Below are 18,571 nucleotides of genomic sequence, written 5' to 3'. Positions count from 1 at the left end.
AATTCATTATATTTATATCAATAACAAAGTAAAAATCAAAATTTATTATTAAAATGAATAATCCGACTTACACATTTGTATCAGTATCCACAGCCAAGCCTGGAAAATTTGAGGACTTGGTCAGAATTGCGAAAGCTCCTACTTCAAAAATGGATAAAAAGTCTGAAGGACTTCTGGCTTATCAAGTAAGTGCTGACCAAGACAAAAACACAGTGATAGTGTGGGCTACTTTCGATAAAAAGGATACACTCTACAGTTTTCTTGAAACTGAAGAAGGAAAAGATGACCATGGGGAAAATGAGGAAATGGAAAGTATAATCGAAAGCTTCGCCATGTATGACCTTGAGCCGGTTAGTGGACGACTTCTCCCTAAAAAATAATTTTGATTCAGACAGAGTTCTTTCTTGTGATTTGAACTCTGTCTTTAAAATTGGAGCTTGATTACTTGCTTTTTGTTTCAGGTAATTGAAAGGATTTTTTGCTCTAGTTCCTTTTCATTTTTCTATTACGTTGAAGATTACCTTCACAAGCTATTACTGCAACTTGATTTAAGGAAACAAAATTATGAAGCAGCTAGAAAAGAATTTTTTGCTTGCTGATCCTCTATATATTTCAGGGTAATTATAAAAAAAGCCGGATTAACCGGCTTTAATTTACTCTCTGTTTGCTTCTTCCTCGCTTTGAGCAAGTAAGAAGGCTTTCATAAACTCATTTAAGCCACCATCTAAAACGTATTGTGTATCAGATGTTTCATATCCAGTTCGGTTGTCCTTCACCAGTTTGTAGGGATGCAGGACATAGTTTCGAATCTGAGAACCAAAATCTACTCGAAGTTTGGATGCTTCTATTTTGGCAATTTCAGCATTCCGCTTCTCCAGTTCCATTTGATAGAGGCGGGACTTTAGCATTTGCATCGCCTTTTCCCGGTTGGCTAGCTGAGATCGCTCCACTTGACATACTACCACGATACCTGTTGGTTTATGTGTCAATTGAACCTTGGTTTCTACCTTGTTGACGTTTTGACCACCTGCACCGCCTGATCTCGAAGTTTGTAGTTCAATATCAGCAGGATTGATGTCGATCTCGATAGAATCATCCACCTCAGGATAAGCATACACTGATGCAAAAGATGTGTGACGTCTTCCTCCTGAATCAAATGGAGAAATTCTTACCAATCGATGTACCCCTGATTCAGATTTCAAAAAGCCATAGGCTAATGGGCCTTCAAATTCCAAAGTTGCTGATTTAATTCCTGCCACTTCCCCAGGCTGGACATCTACTTCACGAACTTTGTAGCCATTTTTCTCCCCCCACATAATATACATCCGCATGAGGATAGAAGCCCAATCATTGCTCTCTGTACCTCCTGCGCCGGGATTGATTTCCAGCACGGCATTGAGTTGGTCCTCTTCCGAGGAAAGCATCTTTTTCAGTTCGAGCTCCTCGACTGTCTTTCTAGCTTTCTCGTATTCAGTTTTTATTTCTTCTTCACCGACCTCTCCGGCACTGTAGAATTCATGTAAAACCTCCAAATCCTGAATAATTTGATCCAAGTCCTCGTAAGAACTTGTCCAACCTTTACGGATCTGGATTTGCTTCATGGTTTTCTCAGCCTCGTCTGGATTGTTCCAAAAATCTGGCTGTGAGGACACTGCCTCAAGATCTTCTATTTCTGCTTTCTTCCGATCGTAGTCAAAGATACCTCCTCAAAGCCGTGGTGCGAGCTTTCAAGTCTTTCAGTTGTTCTGAAGTCATTTTTCTAAGTTTAAATTATAAAGCTGCAAAAGTCTCAAAAAATTCTGCCTTTGCCAAGTAAAAATGCTCAGTTCATCCGCATTTGAATGATTTGAATCCGATTTCTGCCTGTGTGTCTGAATGTCTTGTAACGGACCGGTAGCAAAGCTAAGCCAGTGCCTACTAAAATTCCACTAATTATACTGACATTTCGGTCGATTGTGAGTTCCCCTTGTTGGTACAGAGAGTTCACTCCATCCACGGTAAAAAGCATAAGCCCAGAGCCTAGGAGTAGATAATTCAGCCCGCCTAGCGTCTTATTTCTTCGGTCTTTATTCCTAATGTCCACCTCCAAAATATCCTCCGGAGAGATTATATTTTCAGATAGATAGATGTAGTCTGCTGTGAATTCCTTGATCACATCGGTGACATAGTAGCCAAGTTTGGCACTCTTGTAGGTTATTTGTTCTCCTACTTGGTATTTTATTTGGGATTTACTGTTGTTTCCTCGCTTCAAAAGTAAGAAGTCGCTGGATTGAGCCGAGCTGTTGAAAGTTATGGATAAAAATAATCCCAAGGCAAAAAACAGTTTTTGACAAAGGAGAGGGGAATTGGAAAAGTATTTTGATCTCATCAATCGAAAATTACATCAATCCCACTAAATCCTGCAAAAAATAAATGAAAATCTTTTAGTGTAAAATAAAAAAGCCCGCTTGAACGGGCTTGAAATATTAGGTAGAGAGAATTTTGGCAACTCGAAAGTCATCATCATCTACCGTCTTATCATCTACGATTGCCTTTTTGATCGGGGTGAAAACAACCCGATTATTGATTAGCCCGGCCATCACATCGTATTTTCCTTGCAAAAGTCCTTCAATAGCTGCAACACCCAACTTTGAGGCAAGTAGGCGATCAAAAGATGAAGGAGCTCCACCACGCTGTAAATGACCCAGAATGGTCACTTTAATATCATAATAGGGTAGATGCTTTTTAACTTTTTCGGCTATTTCTGCAGCGCCGCCACTTTTTCCACCTTCTGCAACGATCACAATATTGGAGGACTTTTTAGCCTTGGTTCTAATTTTCAGCTTTTCTACCAAATCTTCGATGGGCATCTTTTTCTCAGGAATCAAAATGGCTGCTGCTGCTGAACCTATCCCTGCATTGATGGCAATGAATCCTGCATCTCTACCCATCACCTCCACGAAAAAGAGACGATCATGGGAGGTGGCGGTATCTCTGATTTTATCAATTGCCTGGATTGCTGTATTGCATGCAGTATCAAATCCAATGGTCGAATCAGTACCTGAGAGGTCATTGTCAATGGTACCGGGAAGGCCAATAGCCGGAATTCCGAACTCTTTGTAAAACAAATGAGCTCCGGTCAATGAACCATCTCCACCAATTACTACCAGCGCATCGATTCCATGAGAACGAAGATTATCATAAGCTTTTTTCCTTCCTTCTGGTGTGCGAAATTCTTCACTCCGAGCGGATTTTAAGAAGGTTCCACCTCGTTCCAAGACATGGGTGATGTTTTTGGAATCAAGCTTTTTGATATCATTCAGGATCATACCTTCATATCCACGGTATATCCCATACATTTCTAGGTTGTAATAAAATCCTGCTCTGACCGCTGCTCGAATGGCTGCATTCATCCCCGGAGAGTCTCCTCCCGAGGTCAAGACACCGATTTTTTTAATCACTTTAGTTTCCATTAGGCTTGAGTTAGCGCTTTAAACATGAGTTCAGCCGAAGCAGGGTTAGTGGCAAGCGGAATATTATGTACGTCACAGATTCTCATCAGCATCTGCACATCAGGTTCGTGGGGATGCTTATCCAAGGGGTCTCTAAAAAAAATGACCATGTTGAGTTCCTTTTGCGCAGCCATAGCTGCAATCTGAGCATCGCCACCAATTGGACCTGATAATAATCGCTGTACCTCAAAACCAGCTTTCTGAATATGTGAGCCAGTGGTGCCTGTAGCTACTAGTTCTACATCTGCTTGATGCAAAATGTCTTTGAAGCCACTTAAAAAATGGACCATGTCGGCTTTTTTGCCATCATGTGCTATGAGCGCAATTTTCATAAATTAAGTTTAATAGGTTGGGTCAAAGTTAGAAAAAAATCTCTTTTCCTATCTTTTGCCAGTTCAATAAACTGTTAAGTCGATTGAGGGAATTATATTCTTTTCTTATTTGCAAGCATTACCAGAAAAGCATACTCCATAGCTAGTTCCTTAAGTGCCTGAAACCTACCCGAAGCACCTCCATGACCAGCCTCCATATTGGTGTGAAGTAATAGGAGATTTTCGTCTGTTTTCAAGTCCCTCAGCTTTGCCACCCACTTTGTAGGTTCCCAATATTGAACCTGCGAATCATGTAATCCGGAGGTGACCAGAATATTGGGATAGGCCTTTGATTCGACCTGGTCGTAGGGAGAATAGCTGAGCATGTAATGATAATACTCTTCAAACTTGGGATTTCCCCACTCTTGGAACTCTCCAGTAGTCAATGGGATACTTTCATCCAGCATAGTCGTCACCACATCCACAAAAGGTACAGCAGCAATCACCCCATCAAATAAATCAGGTCGCATGTTGATCACGGCACCGATTAGCAATCCGCCGGCACTTCCTCCCATCCCGTATAAACGGTCTGCCTGAGTATAATTCTCATTGATCAGATGCTTTGCGCAAGCAATAAAGTCTGTAAATGTGTTTTGCTTTTTTAGAAGTTTGCCATCTTCATACCATTTCCTACCCAGATCCTCACCACCTCTTACATGCGCTATCGCAAAAACAAATCCTCTATCCAAAAGGCTTAGACGATTGCTTGAGAAATACGCATCCGAACTGTAGCCATAGGATCCGTATGCATACAGCAGAAGGGGATTGCTCCCATCTGGTTGAAAGCTTGACTTTTTGTAAACCAAAGAGATCGGTACCATGACCCCATCTTCTGCCTGCGCCCAAATTCTGGCTGATTCATAAAGCGAAGAATCATAGCCTCCCACCACTTCCTGTTGCTTTAGAAGAGTTTTCTCGCGAGTGACCATGTGATAATCAAATATTGAGGCTGGAGTGACCAGAGAATTGAAGCCAAATCGCAGGATTTCAGTATCAAATTCTGGGTTGTGTCCAATCCAGGCGGTGTAGGCTTCTTCTCCAAAGTCCAAAGCATGTCCGGGACTTCCATCCCAAGGTTTGATCAGTAATTGGGTAAGTCCATTGCTTCGCTCCTGCGAAACAAAAAATCCTGAAAAAAGATCAAAATCCTCGATCAAGACATTCTCACGGTGAGGAATGAAATCTTTCCAATTCTCCAATCCTGGATTGTCAACCGGAGCTTTAACCACTTTGAAATTTTGGGCTTGATGGTTTGTTCTGATCCAAAAATGATCTTCATAGTGGTCGGCAGCATACTCGAGGTGAGGAATTCTTGCCTGAAGAACCTTCCAATCATCCAAAGGTTGACTTGCATCGACAAATCGGATTTCGGATGAAATCGTACTTTCTGAAAGAATCAATAAGAAAGCCTCTGATTTGGTTTTCAGTACATGGCAGGAAAATTCCTCATCTTTTTCCTCAAAAATCAACTGGTCATTTTCCGAATTAGAATACAATTCATGTCTAAAAATTCTATGAGCTCGAAGGGTTTCAGGGTCTTGTTTTGAATAAAAAAGGTGCTGATCATCTGCTGCCCAAGTGATATTACCGGTCGTATTGGGAATGGTTAAGCTAGAAGTTTCCCCTGTTTCGAGGTCTTTGAAAAATACCTCATAGATTCTTCTGCCTACCACATCCAATCCATAGGCTAGATATCGTTGATTATTACTTACCGCCAATCCACTCACTTGACAATAAGGCTTTCCCTCGGCAAGCTCATTCACATTTAGTAAAATCTCCTCCTTAGCCTCCAGGGATCCTTTCTTTCGGCAGTAAATTGGGTACTCACAGCCTTGCTCATATCTCGAATACCAGTAGTAGCCCTTCTTGAAATAGGGTACACTTTGATCATCTTCTTTGATTCGAGATTTCATCTCTTGAAAAAGTTGATCCTGTAGCCCTTCTGTTTCTTTTAGTGCCTCCTTTAAGTAGCTATTTTCTTCTTTTAGATAGTTGATCACTTTAGGATTTTCTCGATCCCGCATCCAATAGTATGGATCGGTTCGTTCGTGGCCATGTGTTTTTATAATATGATTTATCTTTTTGGCGATAGGTGCCTTCATATTTTTGAGATTTTGGGTTGTAAAGCAAATCAAAATGAAGGAGGAAGGTTCATTTTTTATTAAAATTCTGAGGTATTTTAATTCAGCTATTGTGAAAATTGAAAAAAAGAAAGTTATTAAGTCTCTAATTACTAACCATCAATCTTAATCCAACGCTTATGGGAATGCTTAAAGAGTTTAAAGAATTTGCCATGAAAGGCAATGTGGTCGATCTTGCTGTCGGTGTAATCATCGGTGGAGCCTTTGGCAAGATCGTATCCTCTTTTGTGAATGATGTCATCATGCCTCCAATAGGTCTGCTGATCGGAGGAGTCAATTTTAAAAATCTTTCCTATCCTCTCAAAGAGGCCGAACTTGATGCAGCCGGAGAGATACTTACGCCTGCAGTTACATTGAATTATGGGATGTTTATCCAGAATGTGGTAGATTTTCTGATCGTAGCCTTTGTAATCTTTCTTGCTGTAAAGGGGATTAATCGCATGAATCGCAAGGAAGAAAAGAAAGAAGCTGCTGCCCCGCCGCCGCCACCGCCAAAATCTGAAGTACTACTAGAGGAAATCCGTGATCTCCTCAAAAAGCAATAAAAAAAGAGCTCCAATTGGAGCTCTTTTTTTTTATGGGTTTCGATTATCTCTTTGCCTTTGGTAAATGCTTCTGGCAAATTCCCGGTTTATCGAGTTTAGCTGTAAAATTTGCTGGTAGGAGATCACTATAGCTGCTTTTTGGACAAAGGCTTCTTCGTCTTCGATCAATTCCCGTTGTAGTTCAAATCGCTGCTTAATGAGTCTTTGAGCTTCCTCTTTGGATATGGACTCGGTACTTGACCGAGGGTTAAGACTTGCGATCTGCTTCAACTTTTCTTCTCTTTGCTCATTGAATTCATTGAAAATTGGCCAGAACTTTTCAGCTTGTTCAGGGCTTAAATCCAATCTGGTTGTGATAAAGGCAATCCGAGCTGCTTCAAGTCTTTCACGATCAATTCCACGGCGTTGAGCCTGGACAGAAATTATAATCAAGAGGTTAACGATCAGGAATATTCCAAACTTTTTCATTGTTGCTGAGGTGATAGGTTTTCTTCTTCCAAAAACTCTTCGAAAATAGTCATCTCTTCTTCGAAAAGCTCATCGAGTAATTCATTTGGGTCTTCGCTCATTGCCAAAATATCCTCTGCTGTCCAATATTCCGAATCAATATAGAGGTTGATATTTTCATCCAAAGCCACAGCAGTGGATGGGCTTTCAGAATTCGGTAATAAAAAATAAATGGATATCGAAGCAAAAAACACAAATACTGCCGCCCATTTCAAATACGAATAGTTCGAATTGGATTTTGTTTTCGACAGGATTTGATCTGGTAGTCCTTCGAAATAACCATCGGGGGCTTTGAATTCGGGTAATTTTGGTAATTTTTCCATTTCAGTTTATTTGACTCGCTGAGAAGCGGAAGGTTTATTCAGATTTTAAAGATTCTTCAATTTTTTTGACTGCATGATGATAGCTCGCCTTCAATGCCCCGATACTTGTTCCTGTCACTTCGGCCATTTGTTCATAGGTCATTTCTTCTTGATATTTCAAATGAAAGACTAGACGCTGTTTTTCGGGAAGTGTAAGCAGAGCTTTAGCCAGCTTTTTTTCGATTTCATTTCCATCAAGACTTCCTGGCTGGTCAATGTAGGATTCCAATTTTTCCTGATGATCGTCGACTGAGAAGAAGAATCGCTTTTTCTTTTTCTCCAGAAAACTCAGGGTTTCATTCACTGCTATTCGATAGATCCAAGTATAAAGCCCGGAATCTTCTCGGAATTTATCTAAATGTCTGTAGGCCTTGATGAAAGTATTTTGAGTCAGATCATCAGCATCTTCATGAATTAAAACCATACGGCGGATGACCTGATAAATACGACGCTGATACTGCTCGATCAAAATCCTAAAACCACGGTTTTTGGTTTCAGGCTTTCGAATAAGCCGAAGAATATCCTGGTCGTCTATCTGAATCATTGAATTTTAGACTTGACTTTTCATCTTGGGTTTACTCAGGTCATAAATTTTTATACAAAATCCCATTTCAAAACAGAAGCAACTGATCGCAAGCCTAAGATGAAGGTGAATAAAACGATCAAATATGAAAGAATCAGGTAGCTATTTTGGCTTTTCGACTTACCCATAACAGCAGTTCGACTTGCCATCCATACAATCCAAACACTCACAAAGGGCAGAAGCACACCGTTAGCCAACTGTGCAAAGGATATTAATTGTACGGGCTTAATGCCCAAGGAGGCAAAAATCAGCCCCAAACCCATGACAAGTAAAATAGAAAGGCGCATAGGTGTGGATTGAGTCTCTTGGGTTTTTCCTAAAATACCGCAAATGACTAAGGCTGCAGCCAAAGGTGCTGTGATTGAGGAGGTCAAACCTGCCGAAAGAAGCCCGAAACCCATCAGATAAGACCCCGTTTTCCCAAAAACGGGTTGTAAGCCATTTGCCACGGATTGGGCGTCTTGAATTTGCTCACTCATATTGAATGTGCCGACGATCAAGATGGCCATGGACACTAAGCCGCCTAAAATAATGGCCAGGCCAATATCCCACCGCATCCAATGAAAGGCTTTTCGGTCCTTCCATTTGTTTTTGCTCAATGATGCATAGAGAAATAGGTTGTAAGGAACCACCGTCGTCCCAATCAATGCTACCACATTGGTGAGATTGTCAGAATTAAGTCTTGGGATAAAACCACCAGCCACTTGTGACCAATCTGGTGCCAAAGCAATAGCCGTCCAGATAAATGAAATGGACATCAAAATCACAAGGAAAACCAAGAATCGCTCAATGGATCGATATTTGGCAAACCAAAGCATAGCAAAGGCAAGCGATCCTATAAAAAGATTACCCAAGTCTAAGGATAGTCCAGCTAAATCAACTTTTGGCAAAGAAATAAATACTTCCAACCCTAATCTAGCACCGGTGATATTTCCGGATTCGTAGGCGATGTTTCCAAGAACAATCGCTGAAAAAATCAATAAGATTTGGATCGATTTATAAATGAAGGGACCTGTACTTTCCCTAACAAGCTCGCCCAAATCTTTTTGGGTAGCAATCCCAATCCTTCCTGAGGTCTCCTGAAGGACAATGGTGATTAATACTGATAAACCCAAAGCCCAAAGTAATTCAAAACCGAAATTGAAGCCAGCAAGTGTACAGACCATGACAGTTCCTGGCCCGATGAAAGCTGCTGCTACAAGTGGTCCGGGACCGATATTTTGGAGGAGTTTTTTGATGGGTGACAATTTTCCTTTTCGGAAAAATAGCCTTTTGGGTAGAATTTTTGTTATAGATTCATAAAATTCTTATTTACTCGATATTTCTATGAATTGGTTGAAAATTAGCTTCAAAATCGTTGCTGTCATTTTCTTGTCTTTTGTTTTTTTTCTGCTCCTTCTTTTTAGGAATGATATTCCAAAGGATGAAATTGTGGAGAAGTATAGTCTTCCGGAGTCCCATTTCATAGAAGTGGATGGAATTAACCTGCATGTTCGTTTCCTTGGAGAGGGTATACCTGTTTTTTTGATTCACGGTAGTTTTTCTTCCTTACACACCTGGGATCAATGGCAGCAGGAGCTTAGTCCCTATTTCATGACTATTTCTGTGGATCTTCCAGGGCACGGATTGACAGGGCCGGATGATTTGCAGCGGTACTCCATCATGGATTACAGCGAACTGATACTCCGACTCGCAGATAAATTGAATCTTCCGAAGTTTCATATAGCAGGAAACTCGATGGGAGGAGCAGTAGCCATGCAAGTGGCGAGTACCAGGCCAGATCGCGTACTTTCTTTGAATCTTATCGACGCATCAGGAGCTCCAAAACCTGAGCCAAGAAATATTGAATCAAGTTCAAAAAATAATTCCAGTCGAGGTGGTGGCGCTTGGATTTTTCAGTTGGCGGGTCATCCAGTTTTTTCTAAAGTCCTGTTGAAATGTACTCCCAAGTTTCTTTTTGCAATGAATCTCAAGCAGGTCTATGGAGATGAAAGTAAAATCCCCAAAGAGGCTGTAAACCGTTATTTTGAGTTGATGCTATCCGAGGGCAACCGGCAGGCAACTTTGGACAGGCTCCGATCTCCTCGAAACAGCGATATTGATTTCAAGAGGCTGACCATGCCGACTTTGATCATGTGGGGCAAAAAGGATACTTGGATTCCCGTGACACAAGCATATCTTCTGGAAAAAGCCATTCCAGGATCTTCTTTGGTAATCTTTGATGAGGCTGGCCATGTGCCAATGGAAGAAATCCCGACAGAGACTGTCTCAAAATACCTTTCCTTTTTGGGAGTTGAGGTTAGGCCCAAGTACCTTGATGAGCCAAATATCCTGACTTATGCCTACTGATTATTTATTGATCCTAGTTCTTCTTTTTCAACTTCTAATTTTCATTTTTTTGATCTGGTCGCGCTATTCAGGCTCGAAAAATGACGCCTTTCGACAGCTAAAAGAAGAGGTGAATCAAAGCCTTTTGGAAGGAAGAAAAGAAAACCGGCAAGATCTGCTTGCTCAGTTTAGATTGGTATTTGATTCACTTCGATCGACTTCCCGAGATCAACAGGAATCTATCAAGAATTTTGCAGAGGTCTTCAGGCAAAATATCAAAGACCTGAATGCATTGCAAAAGGAAAAGTTGGAATCCATCCATCAGCGGCAGGAAGAATTGCAAAAAAGCACGGAATTGAAACTTGAAAGAATCCGTGAAACCGTAGATGAAAAGCTTCAAAAGACCTTGGAAGCCCGGCTTGGGCATTCTTTTGAATTGGTGTCAAAGCAGCTTCAGGCGGTTCAAAAAGGACTTGGAGAGATGCAGCATTTAGCAAATGGAGTAGGAGACCTGAAGCGGGTGCTGAGTAATGTCAAGAGCCGTGGCGTGCTGGGAGAGTATCAACTTCAAGCTTTATTGGAAAATATGCTTTCACCAGAGCAGTACCTGAACAATGCTTCACTTGGAAAAGGTAATCGGGAGCGGGTCGAGTTTGCGGTGAAGATGCCGGGAAATGAAGAACCGGTTTTACTTCCAATTGATGCTAAATTTCCTCAGGAATCCTATCTGCGATTAGTGGATGCATACGATAGCGGCAATGTTTCTGAAGTGGAATTTTATCGTGCTGAATTGGTCAGAGCTATTAAAAAATCGGCTTTGGACATTAGATCCAAGTACTTAAATCCACCTTACACGACTGATTTTGCTATTTTATTTCTCCCAGTGGAGAGTCTTTATGCAGAAGTGCTCAGACATCCCGGTCTTGCACAAGAAATCCAACAAGAGTACAAAGTGCTAGTGACGGGTCCTACCACACTTTCAGCGATTTTGAATAGTCTGCAAATGGGTTTCAAGACTTTGGCTATTCAACAACGAAGTTCAGAAGTTTGGCAGATTTTGGGTGCTGTGAAAACTGAATTTTCCAAGTTTGGAACCCTCATCGAGCGCACGCAGAAGAAACTTCAGGAGGCCAATGATGATTTGGATAAGCTAGTCGGAGTTCGGACACGTGTGATTCAGCGGAAACTCAAGGATGTACAAGAGATACCGCAGGACGATAGTAACAGGCTATTAAAAGAATCAGAATAGTTTACCAAATTCAGTATAATTCGCTTTATAGTCCAATTCTTCAAATTTTTCTCCTATTTCCTCATTACCATGTAGAAAGCTATTAACTTTGCCGTCAGTTTTATCACCAGAACCAATTCTATGGGGATGCACATCGTCATTGCTGGAGCGGGGGACATGGGTTACCACCTTGCAGAGCAATTGAGTTATGACAATAAGGATATCACACTGATTGATACAGAGCGAGAAGTACTGGATTATGTTTCTTCGAAGCTTGATGTCTTGACGGTGATGGGGGATGCCACCTCCATTGATGTTCTTCAACGAGCCAATGTCTCGAATGCCAGTATGCTTTTGGCGGTCACTACTTCGGAAAAAACCAATATCGTAGCTGCTGTTTTAGCAAAGCAACTAGGAGCCAAAATGGTTATGGCTAGAGTAAGAAATCACTCTTACCAAAGCAGCGAGAATATTCAATTTTTTCATAATCTAGGAATAGATAACCTGATTTCTCCTACCATGCTTTGCAGTAAGGAGATTTTCAATATGATTCAGAACTCCAGTTTTACGGAGGTTTTTGACTTTGAAGGTGGAAAGCTAAATATCGTAGGTGTCACATTGGATGAGTCTAATCCGCTTGTAAATCAACGGATTATGGATATGAGTTCCAATCCAATTTTTGAGGATATTCGGATTATTGCCATTCTTCGTGATCAGAAAACTATTATTCCGCGGGGAAGTAATATCATCCGGAATCACGATCACGTGTTTTTTATTTCTACCAAAAAACACACCGAGAGTATCCTTGAGCTGATCGGTCAAAAGAAAAGAGAAGTCAAGAATATCATGATTATCGGTGGGGATGATATGGCTTTGACCACCGCTCTGCGGCTAGAAGATCATTTTAGAGTTACCCTAGTCAATAGAGATAAGGAACGTTGTAAGTGGCTAGCAGAGCAACTTCCAAATACGTTGATAATCAATGGTGACTATAAAAACATTGAATTGCTGATCGAAGAAGGCTTGGAGCAAATGGACGCTTTTTTGGCTTTGACAGAGTCTTCTGAGACCAATATTATCACCAGTCTTTCTGCAAAGAATCACGGAGTATATAAGACTATCGCTCACGTCGATACTCGGGAGTACATTCATATCTCGCATAGCATTGGGGTTGATTCTTTGATCAATAAAAAATTGGTAGCTGCAAATGAGATATCCCGATACCTCAGAAAAGGAACCGTTGAAGCGGTTTCGGGGATTTATGGAGTAGATGCTGAGTTTATTCAGTATTCAGTTTCTAAAAACAATCGCTTGACCAAAAACCCACTGAAAGATCTTCATTTCCCGGATACGGCAATTGTCGCAGGAGTCATTCGAGGAGAAGAAGTATTTATTCCGGATGGTGAATTTCAATTGCAATTAAATGATAAGGCGATCGTTTTGGCGCTTCCTCAGGCCAAGAGTTCATTAGAAAAACTTTTTCACTAAGTATGATTCATCATCGGGAAATTGCCAAAATCATGGGAGCATTATTGGTGCTTATTGCACTACTGATGCTTCCTGCAGTTGGTTTTTCATGGTATTACGATGAGAATGCCTGGCCGCTTCTTATCTCTATGGGGATTTCTGGATTTGTGGGGGCTATTCTGTTTTTATCTTTTTCCAAACAAGACCAAAATATCCGAAAGCGGGAGGGGTATCTCATCGTTGCTTTGAGCTGGATTTTTATGAGTCTTTTTGGGATGTTACCCTATATTCTCAGTCAACAAATACCTTCTTTCGAAGATGCGATTTTTGAGACAGTTTCTGGTTTGACTACAACCGGAGCGACTATTTTGACAGATATAGAAGTGATGCCCAAAGGGATTCTCTTTTGGAGAAGCATGACACAGTGGATTGGTGGTTTGGGGATTATTGTATTGACAGTAGCTATTTTTCCGCTTTTGGGAATTGGGGGAATTGAGCTCTTTGTAGCGGAATCACCGGGGCCTACTTCCGATAAAGTGCACCCTAGAATTTCTGAAACAGCAAAGAGACTTTGGTATGTATATGTCGGTTTGACCCTATCGGCCACCTTGTTGTATTGGGTAGGGGGAATGACCTTTTTTGACGCCATTAATCATGGATTGACCACGATGGCTACGGGAGGTTTTTCTACCAAAAATGCCTCCATGGCTTATTATGATTCGGCTTTTATTCAATATGTGGCCATCTTTTTCATGTTTTTGGCAGGGACCAACTTTACGATTATCTATTTTGGATTGATGGGTAAAGTGCGTCGTGTCCTGCGAAGCGATGAGTTCAAAGCCTACACAATTGCCGTTTTGGCACTTGCTGTTATTTTGTTTTACCCCATTGCTGCAGGAGGAAACGATTACGAATTAGCATTCCGAAAGTCCCTTTTTCAGGTTGTTTCCCTTGTTACTACTACGGGCTATGTGACGGATGATTACACCCAATACGGACAAGGAGCAACTTTTATTTTCTTCATGCTACTTTTCCTAGGAGGGTCTGCAGGTTCTACAGCAGGTGGGATCAAATTTGTAAGACACCTCACGTTTATCAAGAACTCTTGGTTGGAGTTCAAAAGATTGATTCATCCCCGGGCAGTGGTACCACTCGTTATTAATGGAGATCGGGTAACGGGTAGGATTATCACTCATATCATGAACTTCCTGTTGATCTATCTTTTGACTTTCGTGCTGGGTTCTTTAGCACTTTCGTTGATGGGTTATGATTTGGCAACCTCCCTCGGGGCAGTAGCTACAAGTCTTGGAAATGTAGGACCTGCAATAGGTCAGGTTGGCCCAGTGGATAATTTTGCATTCTTCTCTCCGATAGCCAAAATCTTCCTCTCTTTTATCATGCTCTTGGGAAGATTGGAGCTTTTCACGCTTTTAATCTTATTCACTCCGTTTTTCTGGCGAACCAATTAATCCTGAATTTCGAACTGAGCTTGAATTTTAGCAATTCGATCTTCCAAGCTTTCTGAGGATAGAGTGGTCCGACTTAGCCGATCGACCATGATCGGAAAGGAAAAGGGAGTAAACTGAACCGGATAGCGAATATCGATTCGTTTTCGGTTGATCTTCTTGACTGCTTTGACAAACTTTTCCTGCTCCATTTGTTGATTCAAAGCCTCTTTTTGAGCTTGCTTGAGGAGTAAGTTCTCCGGATCATACTGCTCAAATACCTGAAAAAGTAAGCTTGAATTGGACTGAATGTGCTTAAAAGTGGCTTGCTTACCCGGAAAGCCCTGAAAGACTAAACCCGAGATTCCTGCGATTTCCCGGAATTTCCTTCGGGACATTTCACTTTCATTCACGCAAAGCAATGCATCCTCCTCTAGGTTTCTTAGAGTGAAAATATCCTCCTCCAAAATCTCCTCAATGGCGATGGGACTGTCACTAAGTAGCTCAAATCCGTAGTCATTCATTGCCATATTGAAAGTCACCGGATAGCTGACAGAAATTCGATAGGCGATCATAGCACTCATCAGCTCATGAATCATCCGACCTTCAAAAGGATAAAAGAATAAATGATAGCCTTGCTTACTCTGAAAAGACTCAATCAATAAAGTATCCGGGTCTGGAACAACCGAAAGCTTGCTTTGCAGGTCTAGAATAGGAGCTATTTGCCGGACTTCCTCTGATTTCATCAGTCCTTGATTATACTCTTGAAGGATTTGAAGGATTTGGTCAGCTAGCATGGAGGAGAGCGACATTCGAGCGCCCATCCAACTCACCACATTGGTAGTCTTCTTCTCGGATACTTTTACAGTGGCAGTCAGGTCTTTTATTTTCAACAGTTCCAATGATCTCCCCGCAAAAAAGAATCGATCACCAATTTTCATTTTGGTGATAAAATATTCTTCGACTGTACCGAGGTAGGCACCATTTTTAAATTTGATTTTAATCATGGGCTCCGATACAATCGTCCCCATCGAAAGCCGGTGCTTCATCGCTATCCGCTTATTTTTTACCCGATAAAGCCCATCCTCTTCAAGTACTACTTTCAAAAAATCCTCATAACTGCTCAGTGAATCCCCTCCTTGGGTAATGAATCGGATAGTCCAATCCATTTCCTCCGAACTTAAATCCTTAAAAGAGAAAGTGTTTTTCACGATGGGATACACATCCTCTTTTCGGAATCCTACACCCACTGCAAGCGTAACCAAAAACTGAATCAAGACGTCATAGGGCATTTCAGGTGGGAATTGAGACTCTAAGCTCTCGGATTCAATGGCATTTCTCAATGCGGCTGCCTCTATCAATTCCAATGAATTTGTGGGGACAAAAAAGATCTCCGAAGGTAACCCCGGCTGATGGCCCGCTCTTCCGGCACGCTGAATAAATCTAGCTACGCCCTTTGGACTACCGACCTGAATCACCCGATCCACCGGCCTAAAATCCACACCTAAGTCCAAACTTGAGGTACAAACGACCAACTTCAACCGACCTTCATGAAGGGAATCTTCCACCCAAGCCCGGACTTTCATGTCCAATGAGCCGTGGTGCATGGCGATCCATCCAGCCCAATCGGGTCTGGCTTCCAAAAGCTTTTGATACCAAATCTCAGTTTGTGAACGGGTATTAGTGAAAAGCAAAACCGTCCTGCCTGCTTCAATGATGGGAATGACCTGCTCCATCATCCGAATGCCCAGATGTCCTGACCAAGGATATTTCTCGATTTCTGGAGGAAATACCGAGTGAAGTATGATGGGTTTGTCGATTTCAGCTTTGACCAGGTGGATGGGAAGCTTGGTGCCCAAAAGTGCCTTGGCAGCTTCCTCCATATTTCCAATAGTCGCCGAAATGCCCCAGCGTCGAAAAGTATGTTTGCAAATGGATTGGATGTACTCCAGACCCAATTGAACCTGAACGCCACGCTTATTCCCGACCAACTCATGCCATTCATCCACCACCACGCACTGAAGGTTTTTGAAAAGCTTTTCATGATCCTTTTGGGCAATCAGGATATGTAGGGTCTCGGGAGTAGTGATCAATACTTCCGGTGGTTTCCGCTTGAGTGCAGCTCGGGTTTTTGCATCGGTGTCTCCATTCCTCACAGCTACCTGCCAAGGTAAGTCCATAGAGTAGCAGACCTCTTGCATGGCTTTTTGGATATCTTGAGACAAAGCGCGGAGTGGAGTCATCCAAATGAGTTGAAGCCCATTGTTCTTTTTGCTTTTCCAATCGGTAGGATTCTTTCGGATGAAATCCAAAATAACAGCAAACCAAAGTGCAAAAGTCTTTCCTGATCCCGTAGGTGCATTGAGTAGACCCGATTTGCCATCGAGGTAGTCCTTCCAGGTAGTTTTCTGGAATTCAAAGGCTTCCCAATTTTTCGCTCGGAAGTATGCTAATGCTGGTTCTAGATTTTTATCCTCCATAAAGGTCGAGTAGGGATCGGAGTTCTTGGAGTGTATTGGCCTCTTCTTTTGGTTTGTCTTTTCTCCACCTCAATATTCGTGGAAAACGAAGTGCAATCCCACTTTTGTGACGGGGGCTGTCCTGAATTCCTTCAAAAGCAATTTCAAATACCAATTCAGGTTTGACCGTACGCACCGGGCCAAAGCGTTCTTTGGTGTTCTTTTTTACAAATTGATCCACTTCCCGCATTTCGGCGTCAGTTAACCCTGAGTAGGCTTTGGCAAAGGGGACTAATTGATCTTCATCCCAAACTGCAAAGGTATAATCGCTGTATAAATCAGCCCTTCTTCCATGTCCTTTTTGGGCATAAATCATCACCCCATCAATAGTCAGCGGATCGATTTTCCATTTCCACCAATTCCCACGCTTTCGACCGGTCTCGTAGGGACTGTTTTTGTGTTTAAGCATCAGTCCTTCTGCGAAATGCGCACGAGAGTCTTCACGGACGACGGCTAATTTTTCCCAAGACTCAGTAGTCAAAGGGTCGGATAGTTCAAAATGATTGTGATCAACTTGTGCAAATAAAGATTCCAGTTGACTTCTTCTGCTTGATAGTGGCAGTTCTCGTAAATCTTTACCTTCCCACTCCAAAAGGTCATAAGCCAAAAAGCTCACGGGTGCATCTTTCAAGATTTTCTTGGAGACATTTTTCCTTCCTATTCGAGTTTGCAGCAATGAAAAAGGGAGGGGTTGCCCATCCCGAAAAGCCAATATTTCCCCATCTAAAACAGTCCCATCTGGTAGAGAGGCGGCCAAATCCATTAATTCAGGAAATTTCTCGTTCACCAATTCCTCACCACGGCTCCAGATAAAGAACTCGTTTTTTCGGGAAATGACTTGTCCTCTGATGCCATCCCATTTCCATTCTGCTTGCCAATCATCCAAAGATCCAAGTTCTTGAGGTTCTGATTCGAGTGGATGGGCTAAGTAAAATGGATAGGGTTTGGATAAATCCTGTTGATTTTGGCTTTGGTCAAATAGATCTTGAAAGCTGATTTTTTCAGGGTCCCAATTTCCCATCAGGGCGTAAGCAATTTCTGATTTTTCCCGATCCAGGAAATTTGCGAGGGCTTGTGTGATCAAGTTTTGGCTGACACCGATTCGAAATCCTCCGGTGATTATTTTATTGAAAACAAAGCGCTCCATTCTATCCAGCCGACTCCAAGAATCAATTAGAAATGCCTTTTTATCTTCATCATCGAGTCCTTTTAGATTCTGTAGTTTTTGAATCCAGGCACTCAGGTCCAGCTCATGGGTCTGGGTAGGAAGGGGGAGTAAGAGCGAAATGGTTTCGGCCAGATCTCCGACAGTATGATAGCATTCTTCAAAAAGCCAGGCCGGAGTTTTTGACATTTCCATGCACCATTCGCGGAGTTGCTTTGTCGCGATTTGTCTTTTGGGCCTTCGATGAGTGAAAATCGCAATAGCCCAAACTTTTTCCTGATCTGAAGCAGCGTAAAAAAATTGATCCAAGGCTGCCAATTTATCTTTGGTTTTATTGGACTGATCGAGCTGTGTGATCAACTGCGAAAAATGCTTCATTCTGAAATTTAAAAGGATAATGTGACTTTAGTCCGCAAGGA

17 protein-coding genes are annotated in these 18,571 nt (G+C 41.9%); 6 read left to right on the top strand and 11 right to left on the bottom strand.

Features of this window, described 5'->3' with window-relative positions:
- Positions 1-53: 53 nt before the first annotated feature.
- Positions 54-380, top strand: a complete 327-nt coding sequence (locus OU792_RS12965; RefSeq protein ID WP_274670391.1) for a hypothetical protein — start codon at positions 54-56, stop codon at positions 378-380.
- A 273-nt stretch (positions 381-653) separates the two neighbouring features.
- Here the strand turns inward: OU792_RS12965 and prfB are convergent.
- From prfB to OU792_RS12940, 5 genes are all read right to left on the bottom strand, one after another.
- Positions 654-1,755 (bottom strand): peptide chain release factor 2 gene (prfB, locus tag OU792_RS12960; RefSeq protein WP_134201715.1). Its coding sequence is split into 2 segments (ribosomal slippage): positions 654-1,694 and positions 1,696-1,755, totalling 1,101 coding nucleotides; the frame shifts between segments, so codons are not numbered across the junction.
- Between the two features lie 67 nt (positions 1,756-1,822).
- Positions 1,823-2,368: a hypothetical protein gene (locus tag OU792_RS12955; RefSeq protein ID WP_051260791.1), complete on the bottom strand. Its 546-nt coding sequence runs from the start codon at positions 2,366-2,368 to the stop codon at positions 1,823-1,825.
- Positions 2,369-2,465: 97 nt separating this feature from the next.
- Positions 2,466-3,452, bottom strand: a complete 987-nt coding sequence (gene pfkA, locus OU792_RS12950; RefSeq protein WP_026946524.1) for a 6-phosphofructokinase — start codon at positions 3,450-3,452, stop codon at positions 2,466-2,468.
- Positions 3,452-3,823, bottom strand: a complete 372-nt coding sequence (locus tag OU792_RS12945; RefSeq protein ID WP_024282615.1) for a methylglyoxal synthase — start codon at positions 3,821-3,823, stop codon at positions 3,452-3,454. Before OU792_RS12945 ends, pfkA begins: the two co-directional genes overlap by 1 nt.
- Before the next feature lie 92 nt (positions 3,824-3,915).
- The gene (locus OU792_RS12940; protein WP_274670390.1) at positions 3,916-5,964 is read right to left on the bottom strand and encodes a S9 family peptidase; all 2,049 of its coding nucleotides are present in this window, start codon (positions 5,962-5,964) and stop codon (positions 3,916-3,918) included.
- A 158-nt stretch (positions 5,965-6,122) separates the two neighbouring features.
- Here OU792_RS12940 and mscL point away from each other — a divergent pair, with 158 nt between their 5' ends.
- The gene (gene mscL / locus OU792_RS12935; RefSeq protein ID WP_026946522.1) at positions 6,123-6,548 is read left to right on the top strand and encodes a large-conductance mechanosensitive channel protein MscL; all 426 of its coding nucleotides are present in this window, start codon (positions 6,123-6,125) and stop codon (positions 6,546-6,548) included.
- Between the two features lie 30 nt (positions 6,549-6,578).
- Here mscL and OU792_RS12930 read toward each other — a convergent pair whose 3' ends face one another.
- From OU792_RS12930 to OU792_RS12915, 4 genes are read right to left on the bottom strand one after another with little or no spacing between them, the layout of a single operon-like run.
- On the bottom strand, positions 6,579-7,016 hold the full coding sequence (locus OU792_RS12930; RefSeq protein WP_274670389.1) for a hypothetical protein: 438 nt from the start codon (positions 7,014-7,016) through the stop codon (positions 6,579-6,581).
- Positions 7,013-7,378 carry a hypothetical protein gene (locus tag OU792_RS12925; RefSeq protein WP_274670388.1) on the bottom strand — a complete coding sequence of 122 codons (366 nt, stop codon included), beginning with the start codon at positions 7,376-7,378 and terminating at the stop codon, positions 7,013-7,015. The genes OU792_RS12930 and OU792_RS12925 overlap by 4 nt, the downstream gene beginning before the upstream one ends.
- 34 nt (positions 7,379-7,412) lie before the next feature.
- On the bottom strand, positions 7,413-7,961 hold the full coding sequence (locus OU792_RS12920) for an RNA polymerase sigma factor (protein ID WP_026946519.1): 549 nt from the start codon (positions 7,959-7,961) through the stop codon (positions 7,413-7,415).
- 50 nt (positions 7,962-8,011) lie between these two features.
- Positions 8,012-9,247 carry an Nramp family divalent metal transporter gene (locus OU792_RS12915; RefSeq protein ID WP_274670387.1) on the bottom strand — a complete coding sequence of 412 codons (1,236 nt, stop codon included), beginning with the start codon at positions 9,245-9,247 and terminating at the stop codon, positions 8,012-8,014.
- A gap of 79 nt (positions 9,248-9,326) precedes the next feature.
- Between OU792_RS12915 and OU792_RS12910 the strand changes: the two genes are divergently transcribed.
- From OU792_RS12910 to OU792_RS12895, 4 genes are all read left to right on the top strand, one after another.
- A complete protein-coding gene (locus OU792_RS12910; RefSeq protein WP_134201721.1) occupies positions 9,327-10,349 on the top strand; it encodes an alpha/beta fold hydrolase in 1,023 nt (340 codons plus the stop codon).
- Positions 10,339-11,577 (top strand): DNA recombination protein RmuC, encoded by a 1,239-nt coding sequence (locus tag OU792_RS12905; protein ID WP_134201722.1) that lies wholly within the window; start codon positions 10,339-10,341, stop codon positions 11,575-11,577. The genes OU792_RS12910 and OU792_RS12905 overlap by 11 nt, the downstream gene beginning before the upstream one ends.
- Positions 11,578-11,697: 120 nt before the next feature.
- Positions 11,698-13,044, top strand: coding sequence for a Trk system potassium transporter TrkA (gene trkA / locus OU792_RS12900; protein ID WP_026946515.1), 1,347 nt, complete (start codon positions 11,698-11,700; stop codon positions 13,042-13,044).
- Between the two features lie 2 nt (positions 13,045-13,046).
- Entirely contained in the window at positions 13,047-14,492 is a 1,446-nt protein-coding gene (locus OU792_RS12895; protein ID WP_134201723.1) for a TrkH family potassium uptake protein, read from the top strand.
- On the opposite strand, the gene OU792_RS12890 is transcribed toward OU792_RS12895, so the two are convergent.
- Positions 14,489-16,948, bottom strand: coding sequence for a ligase-associated DNA damage response DEXH box helicase (locus OU792_RS12890; RefSeq protein WP_274670386.1), 2,460 nt, complete (start codon positions 16,946-16,948; stop codon positions 14,489-14,491). The genes OU792_RS12895 and OU792_RS12890 overlap by 4 nt on opposite strands.
- Positions 16,938-18,530, bottom strand: a complete 1,593-nt coding sequence (locus OU792_RS12885; RefSeq protein WP_274670385.1) for an ATP-dependent DNA ligase — start codon at positions 18,528-18,530, stop codon at positions 16,938-16,940. Before OU792_RS12885 ends, OU792_RS12890 begins: the two co-directional genes overlap by 11 nt.
- Positions 18,531-18,571 lie beyond the last annotated feature (41 nt).

It is taken from the genome of Algoriphagus sp. NF, assembly GCF_028823735.1.
Taxonomy (GTDB): domain Bacteria; phylum Bacteroidota; class Bacteroidia; order Cytophagales; family Cyclobacteriaceae; genus Algoriphagus; species Algoriphagus marincola.
The sequence above is the reverse complement of the archived record's forward strand: the minus strand, read 5'-3'. Positions and strand labels throughout refer to the sequence as shown.